This window comes from Blautia sp. JLR.GB0024 (assembly GCF_037000545.1).
In the GTDB taxonomy this organism is placed as follows: Bacteria; Bacillota; Clostridia; order Lachnospirales; family Lachnospiraceae; genus Blautia; species Blautia celeris.
Window position 1 is genome coordinate 12,862 of sequence record NZ_JBANBF010000025.1, and the last position, 26,863, is coordinate 39,724.

General features: G+C 48.8%; 24 protein-coding genes. 8 read left to right on the forward strand and 16 right to left on the reverse strand.

The genetic code is table 11. The annotated features are described in order from the left end of the window. Window positions 1-41: 41 nt before the first annotated feature. The 13 genes from V8Q34_RS26035 to V8Q34_RS26095 form a co-directional block, all read right to left on the reverse strand. Window positions 42-470, reverse strand: coding sequence for an aconitase X swivel domain-containing protein (locus V8Q34_RS26035; RefSeq protein ID WP_148393618.1), 429 nt, complete (start codon window positions 468-470; stop codon window positions 42-44). Further along, window positions 458-1,759, reverse strand: a complete 1,302-nt coding sequence (locus V8Q34_RS26040) for an aconitase X (RefSeq protein ID WP_148393617.1) — start codon at window positions 1,757-1,759, stop codon at window positions 458-460. Before V8Q34_RS26040 ends, V8Q34_RS26035 begins: the two co-directional genes overlap by 13 nt. Beyond that, window positions 1,756-2,181 (reverse strand): aconitase X swivel domain-containing protein, encoded by a 426-nt coding sequence (locus V8Q34_RS26045; protein WP_335836583.1) that lies wholly within the window; start codon window positions 2,179-2,181, stop codon window positions 1,756-1,758. The genes V8Q34_RS26040 and V8Q34_RS26045 overlap by 4 nt, the downstream gene beginning before the upstream one ends. 1 nt (window position 2,182) lies before the next feature. Then, window positions 2,183-3,391, reverse strand: a complete 1,209-nt coding sequence (locus tag V8Q34_RS26050; protein WP_033141377.1) for an aconitase X catalytic domain-containing protein — start codon at window positions 3,389-3,391, stop codon at window positions 2,183-2,185. Between the two features lie 19 nt (window positions 3,392-3,410). After that, window positions 3,411-4,943, reverse strand: coding sequence for an HAL/PAL/TAL family ammonia-lyase (locus tag V8Q34_RS26055; protein ID WP_148393615.1), 1,533 nt, complete (start codon window positions 4,941-4,943; stop codon window positions 3,411-3,413). 12 nt (window positions 4,944-4,955) lie between these two features. Beyond that, on the reverse strand, window positions 4,956-5,492 hold the full coding sequence (locus V8Q34_RS26060; RefSeq protein ID WP_335836584.1) for a hypothetical protein: 537 nt from the start codon (window positions 5,490-5,492) through the stop codon (window positions 4,956-4,958). Window positions 5,493-5,615: 123 nt separating this feature from the next. After that, a complete protein-coding gene (locus V8Q34_RS26065) occupies window positions 5,616-5,891 on the reverse strand; it encodes a hypothetical protein (RefSeq protein ID WP_148393613.1) in 276 nt (91 codons plus the stop codon). Between the two features lie 12 nt (window positions 5,892-5,903). Next, window positions 5,904-7,325 carry a sodium:solute symporter family protein gene (locus tag V8Q34_RS26070; RefSeq protein ID WP_148393612.1) on the reverse strand — a complete coding sequence of 474 codons (1,422 nt, stop codon included), beginning with the start codon at window positions 7,323-7,325 and terminating at the stop codon, window positions 5,904-5,906. A gap of 70 nt (window positions 7,326-7,395) precedes the next feature. Beyond that, on the reverse strand, window positions 7,396-8,787 hold the full coding sequence (locus tag V8Q34_RS26075) for a trimethylamine methyltransferase family protein (RefSeq protein ID WP_335836585.1): 1,392 nt from the start codon (window positions 8,785-8,787) through the stop codon (window positions 7,396-7,398). A 14-nt stretch (window positions 8,788-8,801) separates the two neighbouring features. Further along, on the reverse strand, window positions 8,802-9,182 hold the full coding sequence (locus tag V8Q34_RS26080; RefSeq protein ID WP_158587368.1) for a RidA family protein: 381 nt from the start codon (window positions 9,180-9,182) through the stop codon (window positions 8,802-8,804). A gap of 151 nt (window positions 9,183-9,333) precedes the next feature. Next, complete coding sequence (locus tag V8Q34_RS26085) at window positions 9,334-12,189, reverse strand: AAA family ATPase (RefSeq protein WP_335836586.1); 2,856 nt, start codon at window positions 12,187-12,189, stop codon at window positions 9,334-9,336. Between the two features lie 29 nt (window positions 12,190-12,218). After that, window positions 12,219-13,187 (reverse strand): ATP-binding protein, encoded by a 969-nt coding sequence (locus V8Q34_RS26090; protein WP_227210026.1) that lies wholly within the window; start codon window positions 13,185-13,187, stop codon window positions 12,219-12,221. 252 nt (window positions 13,188-13,439) lie between these two features. Further along, window positions 13,440-14,984 (reverse strand): alanine/glycine:cation symporter family protein, encoded by a 1,545-nt coding sequence (locus tag V8Q34_RS26095; protein WP_227210027.1) that lies wholly within the window; start codon window positions 14,982-14,984, stop codon window positions 13,440-13,442. A 278-nt stretch (window positions 14,985-15,262) separates the two neighbouring features. On the opposite strand from V8Q34_RS26095, the gene V8Q34_RS26100 reads away from it, so the two are divergent. From V8Q34_RS26100 to V8Q34_RS26130, 7 genes are all read left to right on the forward strand, one after another. Continuing rightward, entirely contained in the window at window positions 15,263-15,652 is a 390-nt protein-coding gene (locus V8Q34_RS26100) for a hypothetical protein (RefSeq protein ID WP_227210028.1), read from the forward strand. Window positions 15,653-16,247: 595 nt separating this feature from the next. Beyond that, entirely contained in the window at window positions 16,248-17,789 is a 1,542-nt protein-coding gene (locus tag V8Q34_RS26105) for an ABC-F family ATP-binding cassette domain-containing protein (protein ID WP_227210029.1), read from the forward strand. Window positions 17,790-17,877: 88 nt separating this feature from the next. Then, window positions 17,878-18,597 (forward strand): lantibiotic protection ABC transporter ATP-binding protein, encoded by a 720-nt coding sequence (locus V8Q34_RS26110; protein WP_227210030.1) that lies wholly within the window; start codon window positions 17,878-17,880, stop codon window positions 18,595-18,597. After that, window positions 18,578-19,348, forward strand: coding sequence for a lantibiotic immunity ABC transporter MutE/EpiE family permease subunit (locus V8Q34_RS26115; protein WP_148393604.1), 771 nt, complete (start codon window positions 18,578-18,580; stop codon window positions 19,346-19,348). The genes V8Q34_RS26110 and V8Q34_RS26115 overlap by 20 nt, the downstream gene beginning before the upstream one ends. Further along, the gene (locus tag V8Q34_RS26120) at window positions 19,345-20,124 is read left to right on the forward strand and encodes a lantibiotic immunity ABC transporter MutG family permease subunit (protein WP_227210031.1); all 780 of its coding nucleotides are present in this window, start codon (window positions 19,345-19,347) and stop codon (window positions 20,122-20,124) included. The genes V8Q34_RS26115 and V8Q34_RS26120 overlap by 4 nt, the downstream gene beginning before the upstream one ends. 24 nt (window positions 20,125-20,148) lie before the next feature. Beyond that, on the forward strand, window positions 20,149-20,841 hold the full coding sequence (locus V8Q34_RS26125; protein WP_033141364.1) for a response regulator transcription factor: 693 nt from the start codon (window positions 20,149-20,151) through the stop codon (window positions 20,839-20,841). 17 nt (window positions 20,842-20,858) lie between these two features. Further along, a complete protein-coding gene (locus V8Q34_RS26130; RefSeq protein ID WP_103731433.1) occupies window positions 20,859-22,286 on the forward strand; it encodes a HAMP domain-containing sensor histidine kinase in 1,428 nt (475 codons plus the stop codon). A 67-nt stretch (window positions 22,287-22,353) separates the two neighbouring features. Here the strand turns inward: V8Q34_RS26130 and V8Q34_RS26135 are convergent, their stop codons facing one another. The 3 genes from V8Q34_RS26135 to V8Q34_RS26145 all read right to left on the reverse strand — a co-directional run bounded on the left by V8Q34_RS26135 (window position 22,354) and on the right by V8Q34_RS26145 (window position 25,494). Then, window positions 22,354-23,202, reverse strand: coding sequence for a carbohydrate ABC transporter permease (locus V8Q34_RS26135; protein WP_033141362.1), 849 nt, complete (start codon window positions 23,200-23,202; stop codon window positions 22,354-22,356). 21 nt (window positions 23,203-23,223) lie between these two features. After that, on the reverse strand, window positions 23,224-24,072 hold the full coding sequence (locus tag V8Q34_RS26140; protein WP_052099451.1) for a carbohydrate ABC transporter permease: 849 nt from the start codon (window positions 24,070-24,072) through the stop codon (window positions 23,224-23,226). A 78-nt stretch (window positions 24,073-24,150) separates the two neighbouring features. Beyond that, a complete protein-coding gene (locus V8Q34_RS26145) occupies window positions 24,151-25,494 on the reverse strand; it encodes an ABC transporter substrate-binding protein (protein ID WP_033141360.1) in 1,344 nt (447 codons plus the stop codon). A 321-nt stretch (window positions 25,495-25,815) separates the two neighbouring features. Between V8Q34_RS26145 and V8Q34_RS26150 the strand changes: the two genes are divergently transcribed. Continuing rightward, the gene (locus V8Q34_RS26150; protein WP_033141359.1) at window positions 25,816-26,688 is read left to right on the forward strand and encodes an AraC family transcriptional regulator; all 873 of its coding nucleotides are present in this window, start codon (window positions 25,816-25,818) and stop codon (window positions 26,686-26,688) included. The last annotated feature ends 175 nt before the right edge of the window (window positions 26,689-26,863 follow it).

Below are 26,863 nucleotides of genomic sequence, written 5' to 3' on the forward strand. Positions count from 1 at the left end.
GGCTCTGCCATGGTCCCGGCCTTCAATCTATCACTTTTTCTTCACTGCAAAGACGTCTTCAGGATCTCCAGCGTGCCTTTTGTTCCGTCAAGCCTCACATAGTCTCCTGTCTTCACCCGCACGCAGGGGTCATCCTCCTTGGAAAAATCCACCACGGTGGGAATCTGCATAACAGCGCTTGCCACCCCTGCGCTGCTGTCTATTCTGGAAAATGCCCAGCCCTTTGGCGCAGAACCGGCAGCCCTGGCAGCCCCGAAATAACAGGACCATCCATTGGACCCCTTGCTGCCCGGCATGATCAGAATCTTGTCTTTTATGCTCTTCCCTTTGTTGATGTTCTCATAATCTTTTATCACACCGGTTTTGGGGTCAATGCCGCCCCATCCCGTAATACTGTCGGCACACACCAGTGCTTCCCCTTCCACAATGCCCGGTATGACGCCTCTGCCCTGCAGAACTATTTTTTCCACCGATATTCCTCCTTCCACACACCGGAAACTGCCGCATCCATGCAGCGGTATTTATCCGTATAATAAACACGCTCGGCACAGCCGTCTGAACGCACGCTTCCGGACTGCTTCAGGCTGTCGTAAGCCTGCCCTTTGTAGTGCTTCAGGAAACAATCTCCGATGGTGACCGGACAGGTACTTGTCTGTATGGTTCCCCCGGCATCTTCGATGATCTTCGTATATCCGTTTAAATCCGCCATGGCCTTGATCGGATACACGGTCCATACCATAAATCTTACACCATCGTGTATTTTTTTTCCACAAATATAATCAGCGACTTCCTTGATCTGATGGATATCATAGTGGGGACAGCCCAGGCTGACCAGATCCACAGAACCTTCTTCCGTCTCACAGAGCGCCTCATAGGCTGTGCGGATATCCTTTTCTGTCAAAGTAAATTCCTCCTGCACCTCATGTCCCATGAAAGCCTCCTCCAGTGTATTGGCTTCCGGCGTGATTCCCACAATATGGCACATCCGGCAGTTGGTGGTAATGGCAAGGGCCGTAAAAAAGCTTTTCAGCTTCACGAAATCCACGCCCTCAAAATTGCCGGTGAGCACCGGTGTACATCCGGTCAGAGGCAGGCGTTTTCCCATGGCCTTGCCGAGCACTTCCCATTCAAGGGGAGAGTCAAGCGCTGCATCCACATGTATGAGATGGGTGCCGTAACGTTTTTCCTTCACATGGTATCCCCAGTATGGTGTCCTGCCGCAGATTGCTGACCAGAAAGCCGCCTCTATCCCATCCGCGTTGCAGCATGCGCCCCAGATGGAGTTGCCTATAATGGTAACCCCTGACTCTGTCGTCACAAAATGCTCTCCGCGAACAGGCAGCCACCCCATCAGATAAGGGGAACAGGAGCCGGCTATGGTGACCCCCGCTTTTCTGGATTCCTCCAGATAATAGCTGTTCTTGTCAAACTCCTCCTTCGGCTGGTCAAAGATCTCATAGTCAAACTGATCGCTGGCAGCCACGCAGGACTGCACATAACAGTCCTTATCCACGCTGTCAAAGACGATTCTCTCATCGCGTGCCAGATTCATCCTGGTAAATACATCATGGAAATCCCCGCACTCACAGACATTCAGGTAATTGTGATTACCGCAGAATACAGTGGCTTTCGTCACTTTACAGAGCTTTTCGGCGCCGAGCACCTGAGCATAGCGCACAATATTCTCCAGTGCTGTCTGACGGAGCCTTCCCTCTCTGCCGTCCAGGATATCCTGCTCTTCCTTCGTCAATTGAATCACTTGCTCTCCTCCGTTTCCTCCAGGATCTCAATGAACCCCCGGTCTGCATCTACCACGATTCTGTCTCCGTCCTTCACAGTTTCATAAAATGCAGGCTCTACTCTGTCCACCATGGGCACCTCCATGATGATGGCACTGGATACCAGAACGGTTTCGGGGTGCTCAATGATCATAGCAGCCGGTGCGTTTTCCTTCAGGTTTAACTGGTAGAGGCCGTCTGCCTGTACCACGGAGCTGCCCTTTCCGCCCGGGAAGATAAGCACCTTATTGGCAACGGATCTTCCCTCCAGATCATGGGCCTTCTCTATGACGGTGCCTGTGGCAGGGTCTATCAGATAGAACATAATATGGTCTTTTGACACAACGGCCTGCGCCTCTGCGCGGCCCTCAGAAACTTTATGGCATGTAAATCTTTTTCCCATGTTATTTTACCTCCCCTGTGAGTGCTGCTTCGATACATGTATCCAGGTCGCGGATGACAAAATGAATGCCTCTTCGCTGGGGATAGTAAGCACATTTCGGTGACTCCGTGATGCCCACCTTGCCCGTCAGGTGACGCCAGCAAGGCTGATCCGGGCAGCTGTCCGGCACGATAAAGCCCCCTGCTTTCGTGATAATATCATCAAACCCCATACGGACTGCCATTTCCTTTACATGGCTGGATGTGAGGATCCACATTTCCTTTTCCAGTTTCTTTCCTGCCAGCTTCTCCGCAATATATTTTACTTCCTCCAGGGTGAAGTGGGGGCATCCGAACATGGCAAAATCAATTTTTCTGCTGCCGTCCAGAGAGATTTCTTTTAAGATCGCTTCCTTATCTTCATTGGTAATCACAACGGTCCTCTTTGGTGTCCTGCCTCCAAACGCAGTTTCCAGATCAGGCGCTTCCGGTGTAAATCCCACAATATGATACATGCCGTAGGCACCTGAAGTATTGAGCTGGGCACCCAGATTTCTCAGTGCTTCCTTGGTGATAGTCTCTTTCGGAAAGCCGGTGAATACGGGAATCCCCTCCCCGATCTTCTTGCCCAGCATGCCGATGATATGATAGTCAAAATCATTCTTCACATCTGCCCGGATCTCCACCAGAATATCGCCCTTTCTGTTCTCATCAAGCAAAAGGCCGTACTCCGGCACATAACCTGTGATGGCTGCACAGAGTGCGCTGTTTGCACCCTCCCGGTTTGTCCTGGCACCCCACACGGCATTGGCATAAGGTGTGGCGCTGGACTCAGAAAAGGCGATCACTTCCCTGTAATTCGGTACATTGGTGTCAATATAAGGGGTACAGTTGTAGGAAAGCTGTGCGCCCAGTGCTTTGTAGGCATTGTGCGTTCTCTGCATCAGATCCGCATACTCCGGTGCTACCATATCCCTGTTTTTGAAAAATTCCAGACAGAAACCCGGATTGACGGTAGGTGTCACGCGGCATTTTGCGCCTCCTGCCAGCATTTTCTCCGCAAACCACAGGTCTGCCTCCTGATTTGACAGGGCCACATGTGCCCTGGTGATGGGAACCATCCTCTCTGCTCCGAAGGACTCACCGATGGCCGCCTGTATTTTCATGGCGTACGCTGTCCCTTTTCCGTATTTTCCATCCAGCATATCCTGCTGGTGCTGTGTTAACTGCATTTAAAAACCTCCGTTTATTTTACTTTTCCAGTACAACGCGGGCGCTGTTTAAAAGTCCGCCGTCGTGAATCCAGTCTTTTAATTTTTCCAGGTAAGGATAGATATAGATATCCTCCTCCATGACAGGAACCAGATCTTTCATCACTTCCAGTACGGCTGCTGTTCCCTCACCCCTTGCCAGGGAAGCATCCACAAACTGCTGCGCCTGATAAGCGGAGAGCAGTTCGATGGCCAGGATATACTCAAATTTTTCCGCTATGCTAAGCGCCTTTTTGCAGGCATTGTATCCCATGGATACATAGTCCTCCTGGTTGGCGCTTGTGGTCACACTGTCCACAGATGCAGGGGCGGATAAGATCTTCATATCATTCAGCAGACCTGCCTGCGTATACTGGGGTATCATAAGGCCGGAATTCAGGCCCGGCTTTTTGATCAGGAAATAAGGGTGCGCAGACAGTTTTTCGTCCAGGAAACGGACATTTCTGCGCTCTGACATTTTCGCTGCCGCTGTGGCTGCAATACAGGCGGAATCCATCTCAATCCCCACATAGGAGGCATCCGGATTCCCATTGGAGAACACCTGGGGATCGTCCGGCTCTCCGCATACGATCGGATTGTCCGCGCATCCGTTGATCTCCACCTCAATGGCTGCCCAGGCATCCCTGAGGGTTTTCTTCACCGCGCCGTGAAGCTGCGGGATGCATCTGAGGGATAAGGGGTCCTGTACATGAGTCCCCTCTGCCTTTTTCGTCACCTGGGAACCGCGCAGCATACGCTTGATGATATCCGCAGTCTCCAGAAGCTCCTTCTGGGGACGGCAGTTCAATACTCTCTCGTCATAGGCGCGCAGAAGTCCGTTCAGCATCTCAAAGGACATGGCAGCCACCACGTCAGCGGATTCCACGGCTTTTAACAGGTCATATATACCGATGGCAGCAAGGGCAGTGGGGGAAGAAGTCCCGTTAAGAAGTGCCAGGCCCTCCTTGTAACTGGGGGCAAAAGGCGCCATTCCCGCTTTGCCAAGCGCTGTTTTACTGTCTGAGAGTTCTCCTTTGTAATAGGCCCTTCCCTCTCCCAGTAATACCGCCGCAATGTGGCCCTCCGCACACAGATATCCCACAGAGCCTTCCCGGGGTGTGTAGGGGATCAGATTCTTGTTCAGGAAATCCCGGTAATGCTCCAGAAGCTCTATCCGCACACCGCTGACTCCCATGCCGAGACTCTGCAGGACCATCAGGATAATAGCCCTTACCTCCTCCTCCTTAAAAGGTTCTCCGACACTGGTAGAGTGTGTCAGAATAATATTTCTCTGTAATTTTTCAGCGTCCTCTTTTCCTATGGTCTTTGTGACCAGAGCACCGAAGCCTGTGGTGGTGCCGTATACTACCCGCGCCTCATTCACACATGTCTCAACGATCTTCCTGGATTTTTCCACACGCTCTCTGTACGCTTCCGAAAATTCCACCTCCGCGTGAAAACGTGCCACTGCCATGAACTCTTCTATGGTCAGTTTTTCGCCTAATACTACTTTTTTTATCTCTTCTGCTTTCATCTGCTTTCCCCTTTAAAAATTTCTGCACACTATATTTCCGTCTGCCGCTATGGGCATATATCTGGCCTTTGTCCCTTCCACCATGTCTCCGTAAATGGCAATGTAAAACGGACGATAGACCTTGCGCTCCTCAACCGGCTTTATAGCTAAATTCCTGCCCACATGACGTCTCACCATCCGGCCCGCCATGATGGCGCCGCAGTCTGTGAGTCTCTTGTCCTCGTAGTATGTAGGCTGGATATCATTTTCTTCCACATCTTTTACTTCTGTTGTAATGTCATCCTCCACATAAGATGCACTGCAGGTGGTAGCTTCCACCATCACCCGTATTTTCTGTTTGTCTTCCTCTTTTTTCTTTTTTATGGTCTTTACAATGATATTGTCTTTGAATGTCATTTCATATGTGATATAACGGCTTTCCAGATACATAATGCGGAGGTTGATTTTCTTTCTTCCGAACAGTGCCCGCACAACAGGATTTTTTCCTCCCTGGGCGATCCTGAGCGCTTCCTCCTCTTTCATTTTCACAGGAAAACATTCTATCTTCATAAACCCGTACCTCCTTGCAATTCCTTATCTCAATACAGCCATACGCAGCCGTTATCTGTTTTCATTTTTTATGCACAGGGCTTTACCGCCCATCTGCCGTACAGCCCTGTGCAGATACTGTTATTATTTCTTTTTCTTGTCATTGCCCTTTTTGCCTGTGGCAAAAGATACAACTTCCGTACAATATTTCAGGAATACGCCCACTGTGATGAGAATCGCGATTCCCGGGGCCATAATTCCAATAATAAAATCAACGCTGTTCAGCATGCCGTATCCGTAAATACATGCCAGTACAATATAGAGGAGCACTAAAGCACCGTCCACACCCAGCCATTCCACTTTCAATTCCGATTTTTCCTGTTCTGTCAGTTCACTGACTTTTTCCTTTTGGTCCTTCATATCGCTTCCTCCTTACATACCTTTCAGTCTGCGTTCTGCGTACAAATCCTTTCCGAATCGGTTTCCGATCAGGAAGGCCACAAAGGAAAGCGGCAGGCCGATCAGAACCGGGTCAATGGTTACGCCTGATATGGTCACAGGCCATACATATTGGAATATAATCCAGGTAATACCACCCACAAGCATGCTGGCAATACCTGCCACATTCGTTTTCCTGCCGTCATACATCAGTGCCGCAATGATAGGCACAAACAGCAGCGTCATACTGATACTGCTCAAAAACAGGAATGCGTCATACACACGGTCAAATCTGAATGCTGTAGCGAGACCAATGACACCGAAAATCACTGCTGCCACCCTTGTGATCGTGATGCTGACTTTGTCTTTCAGTTTCCTGTCCCCTCTGAGCATGTAAATGATATCGTTGGAGATAATTTCCCCGCCAATCAGGTAATAACTGTCCAGAGTGGAGATGATAGCTCCCAGAATACCTACGATAAACAGGCCTTTTGCCACCACCGGCAGATATTGCACAACCGTAGCCACATAAGTAACCTCCGGCTGAACAGCCAGGGCTGTATCACGCACACGGATAATGGTTCCTGTCATAATGGTGACTACGTCGAAAGACAGCCAGATGGAGAAGCATAAAAGCATGGCTCTTTTACCTGTTTTCGGTGAATTGGCTGCTGCGAACCTCTGATAAAATGCCGGGTCTTTATACAGGTTGATACAGAGGATAATCAAAATTGCAGCCTGCGGAACAGGTATTCCGCCGAACGCGGTAAGCATCTCCGGGGCAGGACCGCTCAGCGCTGCCTTAATGCCATCCAGTCCGCCCACGTCGAAAAACAGCTTCGGAAACGCGGAGGACACACAGGTTACCATCAGGAAAAAGAAGATCATATCTGTCACGGCCACACCCATCAGACCGCCCAGACAGGTAACACCAATGGAAATAGCCACAACAATGGCCGCAACCAACACCTTATCCGCATGCCAGGCGCCTTCTCCTACATATCCTACTGCCGCGATCTCTCCGATGGACAGACAGGTGATGACAATGACAATCGCACCTAAGACAGCGGCGAATTTTCCGTAATGCACGCGCAGAAGGTCCGGAATGGTCCCCTTTGCCTTTACGGAGATTCTGGGTGCCACCCACAGTGCCAGTGGAAAGCGCACCGCATGGGCGCCGATAGACCAGATAAAGAAGCCCGCAAATCCCATGGTGGTGGAATATCCAACCGTACCCACAACACCTGCACCGCCGTACCAGGATGCCATCAGCGTGCCGACTACCAGTGACCAGGGCAGGGCACGGTTCGCTTTATAGAAACTGTCCATATCCTGAGATGTTTTGGAAAAGTAATACCCTACCAGCAGAATACCGACGAAACATACAACAACTACTATGTTATCAATAATGGTCATAGAACAACCTCCCTCTTCTTTTGCTTTTCCTTTTCAGCACACAGCGTCAGGCTGTATGCCTTTTGTCATATTACAGGTCAAATCCCTCCAGAGCCTTTTTAAGCACAGTTCTCTGTTTTTCTGTGTACTCCGGCGCCGTGTATTCTTTCAGGCGTTTTTCCACCCGTTCCTTTGCTTTCTGCTCCACGGACACTCTTCCGCTGCGCTCCCACTCTGCGTAATTTTCCAGGCTGTAAAGCTCCGGATAGTAAATTTCCGTACGGTAGCGCAGAATGGTTTCCTCCTCTGCCAGGTAATTTCCTCCCGGTCCTACTTCCTGAATGGTTTCCAGGTCCATATCTTCCTCTGAGAAAATGTCGATACGCTCCACGGACTTTCTGGCTTCCATGATCTGCTCATCCAGCACATATTTCTCGAAGCTGAACACATTCAGACCGTCCATCTCGCCGAAGGAGTGGAAAATAAAATCTGCCTTTACATCCAGGCTGGTCATAAGGGACATGGCTGTCTCCGCGCCGTTCTGGTAATCCAGTTCTTTTCCCATGGACAGGGAGCCGCCGGTACGGCAGGGCACGTGATAATAATCCGCCATTGCCTTTGCGTACTGGATAAACAGCGCCTCCTCACAACCCCAGGAAACCGGCATGGCCTTTCTCATGTTGGAGACATAGGTGGTATTTCCGTAGACAACCGGGGCGCCGGGGTTGACAAGCTGGGTCATGATGACACCTGCAAGTACCTCTGCATTATTCTGGACAATGGTGCCGCCCAGAGTCACAGGACTTGTCATGCCGGGAATCGCGCAGCAGGCGATCACCACAGGGAGATTTCTCTTTGTATAGGCAAGCTGTCCTTCTATGTCATCCTTTGCATAGCGCATGGGTGAGATCACATTTCCCACACCGATGGTATAGTACCCCTCGTCCGTGTCGTAAAAATCTCGGGCGAGCTGTATGGTCTCCTCCGCGTCTGTCTTTCCGAAACAGGACATGATGACAGGATGCGTGGAATATTTAAGCGTAAGTGCTCCCTTGATCACCTCTGCCCTCTCCTTTGGAAATGCAGGGATATAGGTAAGCGGTGAGCTTGACAGATTGATCATGCTGCTTGACGCATCCAGTTTGCGGATATTCACATAATCCTCAGGAGTCGGGTCGTATACCTGATTGTCCCTAAGAATCTTCCTGGCCCCTGACGCGGAACTGATAGCCTGTCCGCCTTCCCCGATCTTCAGTTCCTCAAAAGGTGTTTTCAGCACAAAACTGGGCGGTACTGTGGACAGTGCCCGCTCCACTGTCTTTCTGTCGAAATACACACGGTTTCCCTCTGTGCGGATGCCCTGTTTTCTGTACAGCTCCAAAAGCTCGGGATGTTCAAAATCCACACCCATATGTTCCAGCAGATACAGGGTCTTTTCATGAATCGTTTCCAGGTCTGTTTGTTTTATCTGGTTTATTAACATATGCCATCCTCCGTTTACAATTTTACAATGGCTCCCACTTCAATCTTCATACCGCCCCACAGTTCAAGGGCAACGCCGCATCTGGCAGGGGGGCATTCGGTGCCGAAAAATTCTGTATATATTTCATTCATGGCATCAAAGTCTTTCATTGTAGATAAAAACACATCACATTTCACCACATCCTCCAGCGTAGCTCCCATCTCCTCCACCAACAGTTTCAGGTTACTGAGGGCTGCTCTCGTCTCCTCCTGGATGGTTCCGTGAATGATCTCACCGGTCTCAGGATTCAGGGCGATCTGTCCCGAAACAAATGCAAATCCTCCTGCAATGGCTGCCTCAGCCACAGGTCCCCCGAACACTTTCATTCCTTTTGGGGTGAATACTTCTTTCTTCATTTCTGCTGTTACTCCTTTCCGTTTTTCGTCATCTGACTGATAAACTATTTGTACCAGCAATTCGTCGGAAAACCGTCTGCTGTCCAATATTTTTTTCATAATCTTAAGTTTATCTAACAAAAGACACGAGGATCTTCTCCCCGTGCCTTTCTTAACTTTCCATGCTCTTCAGTTCTTCCCACAAAAATCTGCTGTCCAGTTTTTTTGCTATCCTGTCCGCAAGTTCCCGGCGGCGTTTTCCCTCCTCCGGTTCCCCCTGGGCCTCCTTGATCAGCGCACAGCAAAGCTCCGTTTTCGCCTCTCCCCACAGGGATCCTGCCCGGACAAAACAGGTACGGGCTTTTTCCGCAAATCGCTCTGCCCCGCTGCAGTCTCCCATGCGGCACAGCGCAAGGCTCATATCCGAGTAGAACACCCCCGCTTCACCGGAAATCATGTATTTTTCCCCGATTTCCACGGCTCGTTTCAGGCACACACAGGCCTTTTCCCACTTTTTCTGACGGATATAGCAGATGCCCATATCGTGGTGGCAGGCCGACAGCTCCCTTCTGTAGCGTTCCGTACTGCCATCCGTATGGTCCAGACGTTTTACAGCCTCCATAAAAAGCTTCTCCGCCTTCTCATACTCACCATCTTTCATCATACAGATGCCCAGATACCGTATGAGCATACACTCCTCCTCCAGATGGTGGCGGGTGCAGTCTTTCATAAACTCCATACAGGTCTCGATCACCTGACGCATATACGCGTTCTGCCCTGTCAGGTCCCCATACAGAATGAGCTGCAGGTAATTATAGAAAATGTAGTCCCTGTCCGGGATCTCCTTTGCCAGTTCAAGGCTTTTCTCAATGCAGCTTCGTCCTCTCTGAGAGTCTCTGACGAACATCTCATAACGCCCCAGCAGGTATTCCACCCGCATGCGTATGGGTGTCATCCCGGAATCCGTCTCCTGCAGTGCCCGAATCTCCTCTGCCAGCTCCACAAGCTCATCTTCCTTAGCCGAAAAACCGTCGATATTGCCGCTGAACACGGCTTTTCTGGCCAGCATGGGATAGAAATCGTAGGAGATCCGGTAGAACGCCTCCAGATATTCCACCTTATACCAGTACATTTTATACCGGTCATGACAGCATTCATAATGATGGATGACCAGGGAACAGGTTCCCAGATTTTTGTCCTTCCCATACTCCTGTTCGTAATATCTGGCTATGTAATTGTGGTATATGTCCTTCTTCTCTTTTGACAGGCTGCTGTATACATACTCCCGGATGATCTGATGGCGGAAGCCATAATGCACCTCTCCGCCCGCCAATTTTTCATAGAGAAGCTTTTTATCCAGCAGCGGTTCCAGTATCTGCAAAAGCTGCTGCTCCTCCATCCCCAGAATCTGATTGATCTCCTCTTTTGTCACGGGCATGGAAAAGATAGAGATAATATCCAGCATGACCCGCTCCCGCCTTGAAAGGCTCAACAGACGGCTCTGGATCACATTTGTCATCCTGTCTGTAAATGCAGCGCCGTCCTCCTGCCGTGCAAACAGCCGCAGGGACTCCATAAAAAACAAAGGATTCCCCTGAGTCTTCCTGTATATCTGCTCCACAAGCTGCGGATTGTTTAAAAGACCCGCATCTGTCTCCTCTATGATCTGCCTGGACTCCTCCAGGGTAAATGGCTTTAACTCGATCTCCTTTAAGATTCCCCTTCCGATAAGCGGAATCTTAAAACTCTTGATATCATCACCGTCATCCTCCCGGCTGGCAGCCACCACAAGTATCTGCCCCTGCCCCATCCGGAACAGGAGATTACTCATAAGCCGCATGCTCATGGAATCCATCCACTGGATATCATCAATAAATAAGAGGATTTTTCTGTCCCGGAAATATTTTGTCAGGTACCGGAACACGGACTCTGTCAGGATCTCAAATCGCGTCATAAAAAACTGCACGTCTGAGGCATTCTGCCGAAGCAGAATATCGGTCGGGGACTCTACATCCAGCCCGTTTCGCTTACAGTATTCATCCACCTTCGCCATGATCCCATGCCAGGGCATCAGATACAGGTCCTTCTCCGTCTCACAGCAGACCCAGGTAAACACCAGATAGTCTGAGTCTTCCACCATCCGCTGAATCTGTTCCAGGAGCATGCTCTTCCCCACGCCTGGTTCCCCTGTGATCAAAAAAGAACGGCAGCGCCTCTCCGAATCCCCGTCTTTTGTGTTGATTCTGGAGTAAATATCATAGAGAATATCCGCTCTTCCGAAAAAATACTCTCCTCTCTCTTCCGGCAGGCGTTTCAGCCTGTTTTTCATATCAGATATTTTCTCATAAAGCTCCTGTGTCTCCTCCTCCGGCAGTTCCTCCACTTCCCTTTCCAGAAATACTTTCAAAGACTGGAAAATCTCCATTGCCTGAACATATCTTCCCGCCTCCGCCAGTTTTTTCATGATGCTGCGGTACAGTTCTTCATCCAGGACTTCAGACTGTATGAGGATCCTGCCGCTCTCCTCCAGAAAATCAAGGCCCTGTCCCGTCTTCTGCCCCATGATCTTAAGCTGCAGCGCTTTTAGATAAGTACGTTTCCGCTCAAAACGCTCTCCCTCCGCCCACGCCTCAAACTCATAGCAGTTCTTCACAAAGAAAAACTGGAGGAATTCCCCCTTCCAGCTTTCCAGCAGGTTTTCCCTTGTGACATGTTCAATGTCGATATCAATATCCATCTGGCGGTTCAGGACAATCAAGGTGTTGCCTTCCATAGTCAGAATGTCCTGCCCCAGCACTTTTCTTATATTATAGACAGCATCCCGCAGGTTTTTCCTGGCTGTTGCCTCACTGCTCCCTGCCCACAAAACACTGATCGCCTGGCTTCTGGATATCTGGTTATTCACACATAAATAATAAAACAGGCCCTCCACCTTTTGATAAGGAAAAGAGACCTTTTCCCCAAAAAGCAGTACACCCGGCCGTCCTAAAAGCTGAACTTCTATGTCATGAGAATATCTTCTATCCATGTTTTCACCTTTACCTATTTTCCGTAAGATTACTTCCCGCTTCTCTTCTTCAATGTAATTGCGCCTTTGGGACAGTTTGCGGAACAGATGGTGCAGCCCCAGCATTTTTCAGGGTCAAACTTCACTTTCCCTTCTTTGTCTTTATAAAACGCTCCGAAATTACAGATCTTCGTACATTTCCCACATTGAATACAAATGCTTTCATCCCACAGGGTCTCATAGTGGGATGTGGGATAGTGAAGCCTTGTTCCCAGTATCCTGGCCATTTTCGTGGGATAACAGTACACGCCGTCACAGTTGCACAGCACGTTATTTTCCCCTGACTGCATCAGTCCTTTTTTGTTAATCTGGCGGATGAGTTCCTTGGTCTCCTCCAGGGTCAGAATTTTGCCCAGTTTTCTGTCATAGGGAGTGTTCGGTCCCTTTTCCAGCTTATTGATACACACATTCACAGGCTTTTCCGTACATCTGCCCATGGCTTTGCAGTTACACGGAAGGATCAAAATTTCCTCCCCCAGGGTATCCATCATGTCATAGGACTCCTGCAGAGTCAGGTACTGTGTCTGGTGCATGGGCACATCCTTTCCTGCCGCTATGTCAAGGGCCGCCTGTGAGGTGCGATCCATGTATACCTTCAGATCCCAGGCATTTAACCGGTCCACTGTCTCCTGGGAGAATTTCCCGTAAGCTTCCGGTTCATACTGGGCAAAATACGGATACCGGGTATAAAAATCCGTCATTTTGTAAAATGTGCTGCCGCTTTCGTTCCCCTCGCATTTTTCCAGTACATTTCTCTGATAACTCTCGAAAAGCAGCCTCTCCGGCTCCGCTTTCCCCCATTCCTTCAGCAGTCGGCAGATTTCCTGTCCGGATACGGGATTTCTTCCGAACATGACGGCAAGCTCCGCTTCATAACCGCGGTACATGGGAACCGCTGCCTCATAAAACTCTTCCGGGACTTCCCAGACTTCCATTGCTTTTTTGTAATTATCTTTCATGCTTCATCCCCCAATTCCTGTTTTTCATCCGTAAATACAGTTGTAACTATTCAGCCGACTGAATAGTTACAACTAGTTAGAAAAAGTTAACAAAAGCGTACCGCCCGATTGTCGGAAAAATGTCGGCTGGCGTCGGTTGGAAATCTACTCTATTCTACCTGATATCAGCACCTGTGTCTACAGCATAGCCCATGGGCAGAAAAAGCCGGGGAAACCTCCTATTGATGTCTCCCCGGCCCTGCACGGTTCTTTTTATTCTTCTGCCTCTGCTTTCTTATCCCAGAACTCACAGTCATCCCTTCCGATCACCTTTGAAGTAAAGGGTGTCCCGTCATGTTTCTTATAATGCCTGGTTGCCCGGAATACATACTTTGCCCCCACATATACAATGGGAACGTTGAAATACACGATCAAAATATTCCCCAGATCTGAGAATGCCCACAGGTTTCCCAGCTCCAGCCCTGCAATGTTGCAGAGGATTCCGAAAGCTGCCACAAAAAGCGCGATACACCGCACGGTATTCATACAGATTTTATCTTTCCTGATCCTGTTTGCCGCTATCTCGGAGAAGCTGATCATCCCCAGCAGACAGGTAAAGGCAAACAGACAGAAGCACAGCGTCACCAGAAATGTCATGACAGCATTCATGGCTGTCCCCGGTGTCAGCACGGCAATGGATTCCGTGAATTTCGGAAGCTTATCAAGCGCTGCCCATGACTCCGCCCCTGCACCGCTCCAGCAGTGAGCCATGACCACTACAAAGCCTGTCAGTGTACAGATGACCATGGTATCCAGGAACACACCCATGGAGGCGATCATACCCTGCTCGCAGGGATGCTTTGCATCTGCGGCTGCTGCCGACATGGTGATGGTACCCTGTCCGGCCTCATTGGACATCAGTCCTCTCTTTACCCCCTGCGCCAGAACAGTTCCGAAGACACCGCCGAAAAAGGCATCCGGCTTAAAGGCGCCGGCAAACACTGCCCGGAAGAAATAGGGAATGGTCTTAACATTCATCACAACTAAAACCAGCACCACCACAATATATAAAACTGCCATGACAGGCACCATCTTGTCTGTCCACTTCGTCACCTTCCTGATGCCTCCGAAAGCAATCGCTGCTGTCAGGAGAATAATGCCTGCCCCCACCAGATAATAGAACAGAGAATCTGTTGAAATGGTGGTATTCGTCACGATTTCTGCCATCCGCCCCACAGATGATACCACATTAAATCCCTGGGCCGGAAGACAGCACAGAGCGTAGAGTATATACAATACAGAGAGAAATATACCGACCCAGACCTTATTGCCCAATAGTCTTCTTCCATAGAAAGGCAGACCGCCTACGAACTCTTCTTCTTTTTTCTCCTTGAATATCTGTGCCAGCACACCCTCCATATAGGCAACTGCCATTCCGAAAAAAGCAGATACCCACATCCAGAACAAGGCTCCGGGTCCGCCAACGGCGATGGCTCCTGTCACACCGATAATATTGCCGGGTCCCACACGCATGGCTGAGCTCAGGAAGAATGCCGCAAGCGGGGAAATTCCTGTCTCCACGGAACGTTTTTCGGTAAGAATTTTAATTGCCTTTTTAAAATGCGTGACCTGCATAAATCCAAGTTTAAAACTGAAAAAGATACCGGACCCTAAAAGCAGGATGATCGCAAACGAAAAACTTCCCAGAACAGGGATGTTGGCATACCACGCAAAGTTCGTGGGAAAGTCCCACAAAAAATCAGACAGCGGCCCGATAAAACCGAAGACACTGTTGATTCCTTCAAATACTGCTTCCATACTTTACCCTCCTAAGTTGTCAGCACTGCAGAACCCTTCTGTGATTATAGAAGGGGTATTTTCTGTCAGGCGTATAAATCTGTTGTTACTACAAGTATATGGGATATTTTTTGCAATGTAAACCTTTTGTGTGTTTATTTTATTGCATATCGTGTTGCGTGTTCAGAATTTTCAGACTTGGCAGAAACAGTGTGCAGAGTCCACGATTTATTGACAGACAAACACAAACATCGTACAATATAAATAGAAACACAGGGAAATATAGGAGGTGCGTATATATGAATAAATCAAAGAAATTTGCTTTGGCTGCCAGTGCTTTTCTGTTGCTTGCAGTAGGATTTTCTTCCGTCAGCTCCGGAACGACGGAAAAATTTGTACCTTTATCGGAATATAATGAACAGTTTGCCGGCCAGGAACAGATTTTAATCCCCATCAATAACTATAATAGACAATTTTCATCCCTGGAGCACAGTTTCGTTCCTATTGCAGAATACAATGATACGTTCTCCGGCCAGATACAGAACTTCGTTCCTCTCACGGATTACAACAATACGTTCTCCGGTCAGGTACAGGACTTCGTTCCTCTCATGGATTACAATGATAGGTTTTCCAACCGGACTCAGGACTTCGTTCCCATCTTCCAATACAACAAAAAATTCTCCGATTAGGCTCATGAATATCCGGCTGCACCCAAACAATCAAGTTACACCCATGCCGCCCCATTATGACACAGCGCCACCATGCACACCGTCCAAATTTCATTTGACAAAGCTGCACGCATATGCTATAGTTGTCCGCATTAACAGTAAGGAGATTCAAAATGGGTTATCATTTATCAAACCAACCAAAACCAGTTGCCAAGACCATCTCTGTACCATCCGCACCGATGAAACATTGTACAGAGTATGGCATATCATATACGCTATAGATTTCATCGGGAAATAAAAGAATAAAATTTCAGAAGAAGGGACTGCCCTGCCGGGTCAGCGCTCTCTTGTTTTATTGCTTTATCTCCCGTTATATACTGCGTAAAAGGCTATGGACAATGTTTTGTCTGTAGCCTTTTGCTGTTTTACAGAGATATGCGTGCAGACGCAAGCAGATCATTTCTGCTTCCCACAATCTGTGTCATCAGCAGAAGGCGGATACATGAGAATGTATCACTGCCCTCTGCTTTTTTTGTCACCCAAACACGGCTGCAGACAAACCGGATCACACAACTTAGAATTTCAGACTGTAAAAAAAGAAAGGAAACATATAACCATGAGTTTACTGGAAATCACCGGCCTGACACACACCTTCGGCGAAGGCCGGCTGTTTAAAGATGCCGAAATGACACTCAACAAAGGAGAGCACATAGGAATCGTCGGCCAAAACGGTGCCGGGAAAAGTACCCTGATCAAAATCTGCACAGAACAGCTCATCCCAGACACAGGCCGGATCACCTGGCACCCGAAGACAACCGTGGGCTATCTGGACCAGTATGCACAGATCGACCCCTGCATAACCATGGAGGACTTTCTCCGCTCCGCGTTTCACTCCCTTTATGTTTTGGAAGATAAAATGAACAGCCTCTATGAGCAGGCTGCCGGGGACATGGACGCGTTAAAGGCAGCAGCAGGCTGCCAGGAAGAACTTGAAATAAGCGGATTCTATACCATAGATACCCGCATCGAACAGGTAGCCTCCGGCCTCGGCCTTTTATCCCTGGGCCTTTCCCGACCGGTGTCACAGATGAGCGGCGGGCAGCGTGCAAAGGTCATTCTGGCAAAACTGCTGCTCCAAAAACCGGACGTCCTCCTTCTGGATGAACCCACCAATTTTCTTGACAAAGAACATGTTGCCTGGCTGGCAGACTATCTCTCAGCCCTTGATAATGCCTTCCTGATTGTATCACACGACTATGATTTTCTGGAAAAGACAGCAAACCGGATCTGTGATATTGACAACAGCAGAATATCCAAATACTATGGCACCTATTCTGAGTTTTTGAAGAAAAAGATTCTGCTCCGTGAGGATTATATCCGTCAGTATTCCGCACAGCAAAAAGAGATCAAAAAGACCGAGGAATTTATCCGGAAAAATATCGCCGGCCGCAAATCCCGGATGGCCCGGGGCAGACAAAAACAACTGGACCGTATGGATAAAATGGAAGCGCTTGATTTAAAAGAACTGAAACCATATTTCCGTTTTTCCGTCCTTCCGCTCACTGCAGCGGAGCATCTGTCTGTACATCGCCTGTCCGTTGGATACCATTATCCCCTTTTATCTGATCTGGATTTTTCCATTACAGGCGGACAGAAAACCGTAATTACAGGGTTCAACGGTATCGGAAAATCCACACTGCTCAAAACACTGCTGGGACAAATCCCCGCAAAAAAGGGCAGCTATACCTTTTCCGAACAGGTAAAGACCGGATATTTTGAACAGGACCTGCTCTGGCCAAACAGCACTCTCACTCCGGTCCAGATCGTATCTGACGCGTTTCCCGCCATGAACGTAAAAGAGATCCGGAAGCACCTTTCCCTCTGCGGCATTACAAGCAAACACGCATCCCAGGCCATCGGGACACTGAGCGGCGGCGAACAGGCTAAGGTCAAACTATGCCTGCTCACCCTCACCCCCTGCAATTTTTTGATCCTGGACGAGCCCACAAATCATCTGGATATCCAGGCCAAAGAATCCCTGCGGACTGCCCTTCTCGACTTCCCGGGCAGTATTCTTCTTGTCTCCCACGAGGAATCCTTCTATGGGGGCCTGGTCCACAGAACCATTGACATTGAAAAAATCATGCGTAAAAAATAATGCCAAAGCGTTATAGAAACGTTATCTTTTCATGCTACGATTCTTCCTGTAAAAGAAACAGCCCCATTACAAGAAAGGATAAATACACATGAAAAATTTAATTCTTGAAACTGAAAACTTATCCAAACAATATGGAGAACAAATGGCTGTCCGCAATGTTTCCCTGCAAATTGAACGAGGCAGTATTTACGGTCTCCTCGGACCGAACGGCGCCGGAAAATCCACAACGCTGAAAATGCTGGTTGGCCTTCTCCGCCCCACAGGCGGCCGGATTATCCTGGACGGCAGGCCGTGGCAAAGGGAATCCCTTTCCAAAATCGGTTCTCTCATTGAGTCCCCTGCCCTGTACGGCAACCTGACAGCGGAAGAAAACCTTCTGGTGCATACCAGGCTTTTAAAGATCCCCAAAACTAAGATCACAGAGGTCCTGGAAACCGTCAATTTAAAAAACACCGGCAAAAAGCGTGTCTCGCAGTTTTCCATGGGTATGAAGCAGCGGCTTGGCATTGCATCCGCCCTTCTCAATGACCCGGAACTTCTGATCCTGGATGAGCCCACCAACGGGCTTGACCCTTTCGGCATTCAGGAGCTGAGGGAACTGATCATCTCTTTTTCCGAAAAAGGAATGACCGTAATCCTCTCCAGCCATATTTTGTCAGAGGTTGCCCAGGTTGCGGACACCATCGGTATCATCAGCGGCGGAAAGCTTTTATTTCAGGGAATGCCGGATTCCGATGAAAATCTGGAGAACTTCTTCACAGAGGTTATACTGAAAGGAGGGAAAAACTGTGAGTGGACTGAAATCTGAGCTTTTAAAATATAAAAGAACATTTATGGGGAAACTGATTATATTCATTCCTGTATTTTTCGCCGTATACGCCCTGGTCACCCAGACATCCCTCATGAAAGATCCCATGTCTGAGAGCAGTTCCTGGAAATGGGAGAGTCTTTTAGCCCTTATTTTTAACTGGTGGCCCTTTGTGTTCCTGCCCCTGGGATATGCGCTCTTCGCCGCCCTGGCTGCTGCCCAGGAAAAAAAATCCGGAGATTACCGTGCCCTGCGTGCCCGCAATATCCATCCTATGGCACTCTGGATCAATAAGATCACAGCTATGGCTTTCTTTGGCCTGCTTTCCACTCTTGTCCTCATGGCTGCGGCTGTCACGGCCGGCCTGCTTACAAATGCGGGAGCCCTGCCCTTCGGGAAGATTTTTACAGCCGGCATGGTCTGTTGGCTCTCTTCCCTCACACTGATTCCCATCCAGCTATGGGCTGCTGTGTGGAAGGGATTATTTCTCAGTATGGGAATCGGATTCCTGGGTATGATCACAGGAGTCCTGGCAGCGCCAATGTCTTTTTGGATGGCAGTTCCCTGGAGCTGGGCCACAAGAATGATGTGTCCCCTGATCGGTGTACATCCAAACGGCATCCTTTTACATGCAGGTGATCCCCTTCTGGATTTTTCTGTGATCCCTGTAGGACTTGCTGTCTCTCTGGCTGCGTTTTCTGCATTTACACTGCTCACTGCAGCCTGGTTCGCAAGAAGGGAGGCGAAATGATGCGCTTTTTATGTTCAGAATGGCTCAGGACAAAACGGACGGCGATCCGTTTTCTCACATTCTGTATGCCGGTCCTTTTTTCCCTTTGTGCAGCCGCCTACCTCATATCACATCCCGGCAGTACACAGGCATTTGCCTTTGAAGGATTTTTTACCATATGGACCGTATTTTTCATTCCCATAGGGGCAGGTGTCTTCGCAGGATTTCTTGTACATGAGGAAGAGCTTGCCGGCAGCTTTAACGGATTTTTAGGAACCGGTATTTCCAGAATCAAACTTTATATGGGAAAGTTCTCGCTTCTGCTGTTCTGCCTGACCGCCTGTATCTTTACAGCGGTGCTGACACTTTGCGTCTGCGTAAAGCCGATAATGCCGGAAGTTGTCTCATTCCGGCTGTTTCTTCCGGCTGCTGTCCTTATGGTGATGGGAACACTTCCCCTCCTTGCCCTCCACCTGTGGATAAGTTTTGCATGGGGCATGGGCGCTTCCATCGGCATCAGCATGGGCGGCCTGCTCATGGCAGCCATTCTGGGACTCACCGGCATGGGATCCCGGATCTGGCCCCTGATTCCCTGGACATGGCCGGTAAAATTAGGTATGCTGCCGGGTGCTCTGATTCCGGAAGAAAGCGCTGCCATCCGATCCACAGAGATTTTTTCCGGTATCATGCACACAGCCGCCGTGGGATTCAGTGCAGCCGCAGCCGGCCTGCTTCTCTTCCTGGCAGGCGGAATGATGTGGTTTCATTTATGGGAAGGAAGGAAAAACTGCGAGTAACCAAAAAAAGAAAGGAAAACTATCTTGAGCAGAATACTGATCATTGACGATGAGACAGACCTGGTCATGCTGCTGGAGGACGAGCTGCGCGCAAAAGGCCATGACGTGCTCACTGCCTATGACGGACAGACCGGCATAGAGCTCTCCAAAAAACAGCCTGATCTTATTATACTGGACATTATGATGCCCGGAACTGATGGATTTGAAGTCTGCCGGGCAATCCGGGACGAGGTCCTGTGCCCCATTATTTTTTTGAGTGCCAGACAGTCCGAGACGGATAAAGTCAGGGGACTGACCCTTGGCGGTGACGATTACGTGACAAAACCCTTTGGTCTTCGGGAACTGATGGCACGGATTGACGCCAATCTGCGAAGGGAAAAGCGCTCACAATATATCAATGCAGAGCATAAACGCTCCAAACTCTATTTCGGAACGCTCTGCCTGTACCTGAAAGAACGCGCTGTCAAAATTGAGGGCAGCAGGATCGATCTGACCAGACGGGAATACGACATTGTGGAGCTCCTTGCCCTCCACGCAGGCCAGGTCTTCTCAAGAGAACAGATCTATGAAAAAGTCTGGGGCTATGATTCCGAGGGGGATTCCGCAACGGTTGTGGAGCGGATCAAAAATATACGCGCAAAATTTGCCGCAGTGACCCCCGGCAGAGAATACATTTCCACAGTCTGGGGGATCGGATATAAATGGAACAAAATGTGAAAAGGCGGGAAAATAAAATGAAGAACAAATCACTTGCCGCCCAGTTCAGGCATACATTTCTTATGACCCTGGCAGCCTGCCTGACAGCCACCGTGCTGACCTATGTGCTGGCTGCCGCCCTGTTTGCCTATGCTCTTGACAGGTATATTTTACCGGCAAATTATTATCAGCAGCAGGTTTCCGATGTGGCCGCATACGTCCGTGAAAAAAACAGGGCACTGCTGTCCCCATCAGAGGAAAATGGATTAAAACATTCTTTTCAGGGGAACGGCATGCTCTATCAGGTGGTGGATTCCCGGGGTAATCTCCTGTACGGCACCAATGCTCAAAAACCCTTTGCCTCAGCTGAGGAACTTTTTGACAGCTTCGCGGATGAAACCGTCATCCGTCAGGGGTATTACATTTATACAGTCCCCATCACAGAGGAAAGCGGGGAACACGCAGGTGCTGTACTTCTCTTCTACCATATAAGCCCCACATTTGCCAATCATAAAGGATGGGTGGTCTCTGCCGTTCTTCTTCTGGCTCTGCTCTCTCCGTTTTTCTACATGATTGGTTTTACCCTGCTGTTTTCAAGAATCTTTGCTAAAAATGTAAATGCGCCTTTGCAGCTTTTGACGGAAGCCTCTAAAAAGATCAAAGAAAAAAATCTGGATTTTGAAATCAACTATTCTTCAGACAATGAACTTGGCAGGCTGTGCAGTGCCTTTTCAGAGATGAAGGAGGAACTGAAAAAATCCCTGTCCGCCCAGTGGGAAATGGAACAGGAACGTGTCTGGATGGCGGAATCCCTGGCGCACGATTTAAAATCCCCCCTTTCAATCATACTGGGGTATACAGACTCCCTGCTTGAAAACACACCGGACGACACGGAAAAGCTCCGCAGATACCTGACTGTCATCAGGGACAACACAAAGAAAAGCACTGCTCTGGTCCAGCAGATGCAGTATGCCTCCGATCTTGAAAGATCCGGCCTCCGACTGGAGCCGTCCCCACTTGATATCGCTGTATTTCTCACACAAAAAGTTCAGGACTATCAACTGCCGGCCCGGCAAAAGGGAATCACCCTCTCCCTTCACCTTCCTGAGCGGATACCACGTTCTGTCTGCACTGACGCGGATAAACTGGCACGTATCCTTGACAACGTCATCTCCAACAGCCTGCAGTATACCCCGCAGGGCGGCAGAATAGACATTTCCGTAAAGGCGGAAAAAAACCGGCTGCGCTATATTGTCTGCGATACAGGAAGCGGCTTTGGCCCGAAAGATTTGAAAAAGGCACTGGATAAATTTTACCGCGGTGACGAATCCCGGCAGAGTAAAGGAGGCCACTCCGGCCTGGGCCTGTACATTGCCGCGCAGCTGGCCGGGCAGCTTGGCGGATCTGTTGAAATCGGAAACACCAAAGCCGGCGGCGCATGTGTGACCTTCTGGCACAGCATTTAATCATAAGAAGAAGGCTGATCTTCGCGGGACCAGCCTTCTTTTTCTGTTCTGCTGTGCGCAGATATTTTTATGCTTTTGTACCTGTCAGCGCAATGCCCTCAATGAACTGTTTCTGGAAAATCAGATAGATCACGATCATAGGCACCATAGCCAGCACAGACCCTGCCATCAGGTTGGGGTAATTCACGGAAAACTGTCCGCGAAGCGTCGACAATCCTGAGGAAAGCGTCAGCATATCCAGCTTGGTATTTACAATCAGCGGCCACATCAGGTCCGCATAGGCAAACAATGCCGTGAACACTGCGAGTGCCGCGATCGCCGTCTTGGTAAGCGGAAATGCAATGCTCACAAAGGTTCTGAACTGCCCGCATCCGTCTATTCTGGCTGCCTCGATCAGATCATCCGGGATTCCCATATACGTCTGCCTGAGGAAAAAGGTACCAAAGGCACTCACAAGTCCCGGGAACACCAGCGCGAAGATGGAATCCGTCCTGCCTATGGCAGAGATCATTTCATACTGGGGAAGAATAAACACCTGCGCCGGGAACATAAGCTGTGATACCACCAGCGCAAAGCACAGATTCTTCATGGGAAAATGTACCTTTGCAAAGGCGTATGCCGCCATGGACGAAAATACGACTGCACAGACCACGCGGATGAAGATCATCATCAGCGTATTATAATACAGCTTCAAAAACGGGAGACTGTTCGTCACCTGTATATATGCAGCTGTATTCTGAAACGACTCCGGGAAAAATGTAGGCGGCACCAGTGTCGTCTCCGGTACACTCTTAAAACTTGTCAAAATCATCCATAAAAATGGAAAAATCATTATTACACTGCCGAGTATCAGCACAAGATATATAAAAATATTGGCTTTGCTGATCTTTCTGCCATTTCTGCTTGCTCCAGCCATCACCTGTAACCTCCTCCTGCATCACACATCGTAAGTAACCCATTTTTTCTGTCCGATAAACTGAATGATCGTTATAACGGCGATCAATATCACACACCAGACAACCAGCGCAGAACCGTATCCCTTATTATTTTTCACAAATGTTTCCTGATAGAAATTATAAAGGATTGTCTCCGCACTGCGGATCGCAGGGTTTGTCTTCTCAATCATCATATAGACAATATCGAATACTTTCAGGGATGCCATCACACGCATCATCAGGACAAAAAACAGGGTTGGTGAAACCAGGGGAACCGTGATCTTCCGAAACTGCTGGAATCCCGTGGCGCCGTCTATCCTTGCCGCCTCATAATAGGTTCTGGATATACTCTGCAGCCCTGAAAGAAGCAGAATGGCATCATATCCCACGCTGCTCCAGATCGTCACGATGGCGCAGGTCAGAAGCGCTGTCTTAGGGTCTGCGATCCAGTTGATATCCGAGGGAAGATGCAGCGCCCCAAGTACGGTATTGATGATTCCGTACTCAGAGTTAAACAGCCACTTCCACACCATGGCTACCGCCGCCGGAGCAACTACCATGGGGAGAAAGTAAATGGCTCTGAATACTGTTTTTCCCTTGATCTTCTGGTCCAGCAGAACCGCGATGATAAGGCCGAAGATCACGGTCACCGGAACCGTAAGGACCATAAATACCAGTGTATTTTTCGTGATGGTCCAGAAGCCGGCGCTCTGGAACATTTTAATATAATTGTCCAGTCCCACAAATGTCCACTTTCCGAAGGCTCCTGATTTGAAAAAGCTCATATAAACCGTCCGAAGCAGCGGATAAATGTTCAGGATGATCAATCCGATGACGGTTGGCATCACCATAAAGAATCCCGTTGCCGCACCTTTGCTGTATTTTGTCTTTGTTTTCTGCTGTCTTGCCACCTCGTCCACCTCTCATTCTCAGTGTTCTGTAGCCAGGCTCTCATCCACTTGCTGCTGACACTGTTTACATGCATCCTCAAAACTCATATTTCCGCTGTATACCTCCAGAAGTGTTGCCTCAACCTCCGGGAACCAGGTGGATTTTGTCTTGGAATAGGGATACTGTACGCTGTACGCAAGCTGGTCTACATATGCCTGTACATTCTTACCCTCATAGTTTTTGGACCAGGATTCGCCTGTTCCGTTGAAGGCCGGGATCGCTGCTCCGTTTTCTCCGTGGATAATGGCTGCCTCCTCGGTTCCCAGGAATTTCAGGACATCTTTTACCACATCCAGGTTCGGGTTATCTGCTGCTGTGGCGTATGCAAGTCCGTTGGAAATGCTGGCACGTCCGTCGCCTTTGACCGGATCCGGGCATTTTGGCAGCACTGCCACATCCCAGTTCAGGTCAGGATAATTGATATACAGGTTGTTGATGCCCCAGCTTCCGAAATACATCATGGCACCCTCGCCTGCGAAGAAACGCTCTGCCTTTCCCAGGTCGGAAAGCTCTGACTGATTCGGTGAGAAATCATAGGCAAGCTGCCAGTCCATGTACTCTTTTAAGCCTTTTTGGGTACCCGGGTCTTCAAAGCCCGCTTTTGTCTTGTCCTCATTTACATAGAAACCGCCTGCCTGGTAAATGGTATTCAGCCATCCCTCCTGCTCGTTGTGATCAGCCATAATACCGTATTTTCCTGTCTTGTCGTGAATGGTCTGAGATGCCTCCACCAACGTATCCCATGTCCAGGTATCATCCGGATAGGAGACACCTGCCTCATCGAAAATGTCCTTATTGTAGACAAGCGCCACAGTATCTACATCTTTCGGAACACCGTAAACCTTGTCCTCATAGGTAAAGTTCTGGACCAGATTCTCTGCAAAGTTCTTGGTGTAATAATCTTTTCCCTCATCGTACAGGTCTGTCAGATCTGCCAGAATGCCTGCCTCCGCATATTTGCTGAATTCATTTGTGTGCATCCAGAAAATGTCGGGGAGAGAGTTGCTGTTTGCCATTGCCTCCAGTTTTGTCCAGTATTCACTCCATGTGGAGATCTGTACGTCAATGGTCACATTGGGATGCTGCTCGTGATAAGCCTTTGCCAGTGCCTCCATACCTGCCTGCTGGTAGATCTCCCAGCCCAGCATGGTGAGCTTCACTTCTTTGTCGGAAGAGGTTCCCGATGCCTCAGTACCGCTGTCCTTGCTGCCGCCGGAACTTCCCTTGGAATCCGTACCTCCCCCGGAGCCGCATCCGGCCATGACGGACGCCAGCATACATGCTGTTAAACCTAATGCCCAATAACGTTTTTTGTTTCTCATAACTTTTCCTCCCATATGTCATTATTTTTTACACATTTCTTTTTGCATTAAGGAAATATGTCTCATATATGATGTTTATCATTATAACATTTCGTCATTTTCCACAAAACATCATAAGCTGGCAATATGTGTACAATTTGGATGTACAAAGTAGTATTTTGTATATACATGCGCGATTTTGATAGTATATTTAAATTACATCCTCTATTTTTCGCATTTTTTCATTATTTTTTTCTACTTTACAGTTTTCTTTTCAGTCTATAAAATAACAATGCAATCTCCGCTTTTGCGAAAATTCATTTTTACTCAGGAGGCATACATATGGAAAGCTACATCTTTAACTTTAATGAATACCAGGACTTAAATTTACTGGAAATCGGCGACCAGCAATGTACCCCGCTTTATTCTTTTGGTCCGTACATCAGGAATGAATATATTTTCCATTATGTGCTTTCCGGAAAAGGCTATATCTCTTACGCGCCGTCCACCTGCTCTGACAACAAGATCCTGGCAGACATATCCGGCAGTATCGAGATCAATGCAGGGGAGGGATTTCTTTTTGAGCCACACAGCAAACACATATATCATGCGGATGAGAAGGAACCGTGGCATTACATCTGGATTCTCTTCAAGGGGTTATGCGTTCCCCAGTACCTGCGTGCCTGCGGACTGAACCACGGTTCGCCCGTCTATCATCCCAAGGATTACAGCGCACAGACCACCACAAGCATAAAAGAGCATCTGTCCGCCATCCTGCAGCATCCCCACGCCTCCAAGGCATTTATCATAGGGCATCTGCACCTGTTTTTTGACACCCTGATCAAAAACGCGGCAGGCTCCATCAAATCCGGGCACGCCAATATCCGCATCGCCGACCTATACATATCCGAGGCGGTCCGCTACATAGGCGCAGAATACGCCGGCATCCGCTCTCTGGACGAAATATCCAACTACTGTAATGTGAGCAGAAGCCACCTGACCAAATTATTCCGCGCCAACCTGCATATGTCCCTGCAGGAATATCTGATCCAGTTTCGGATCAACAAATCTCTGGATCTCCTGGCGAGTACCAATCTTCCGGTCTACCAGATTGCTTATCATGTGGGATATGAAAATGAATTGAACTTCTTAAGAGCGTTTAAGAAACAGATGGGTATATCACCGAGTACGTGGCGGAAGCAGAATAAGCTATGACAGCCTGATTCTCCGTTGCTCCTACGCCTCGTATCCGATGCGGTTTTTGTTGATGTAGTGCTGACCATAAACAAAAGAGACCGCCGGCAAGCCGGCAGCCTCTTTTGTTTATTTAGGAATGAATATTGTGGCCTTTATTTTTCAAATCAGTGGTGTGCGTGATGCTCTTCCACTG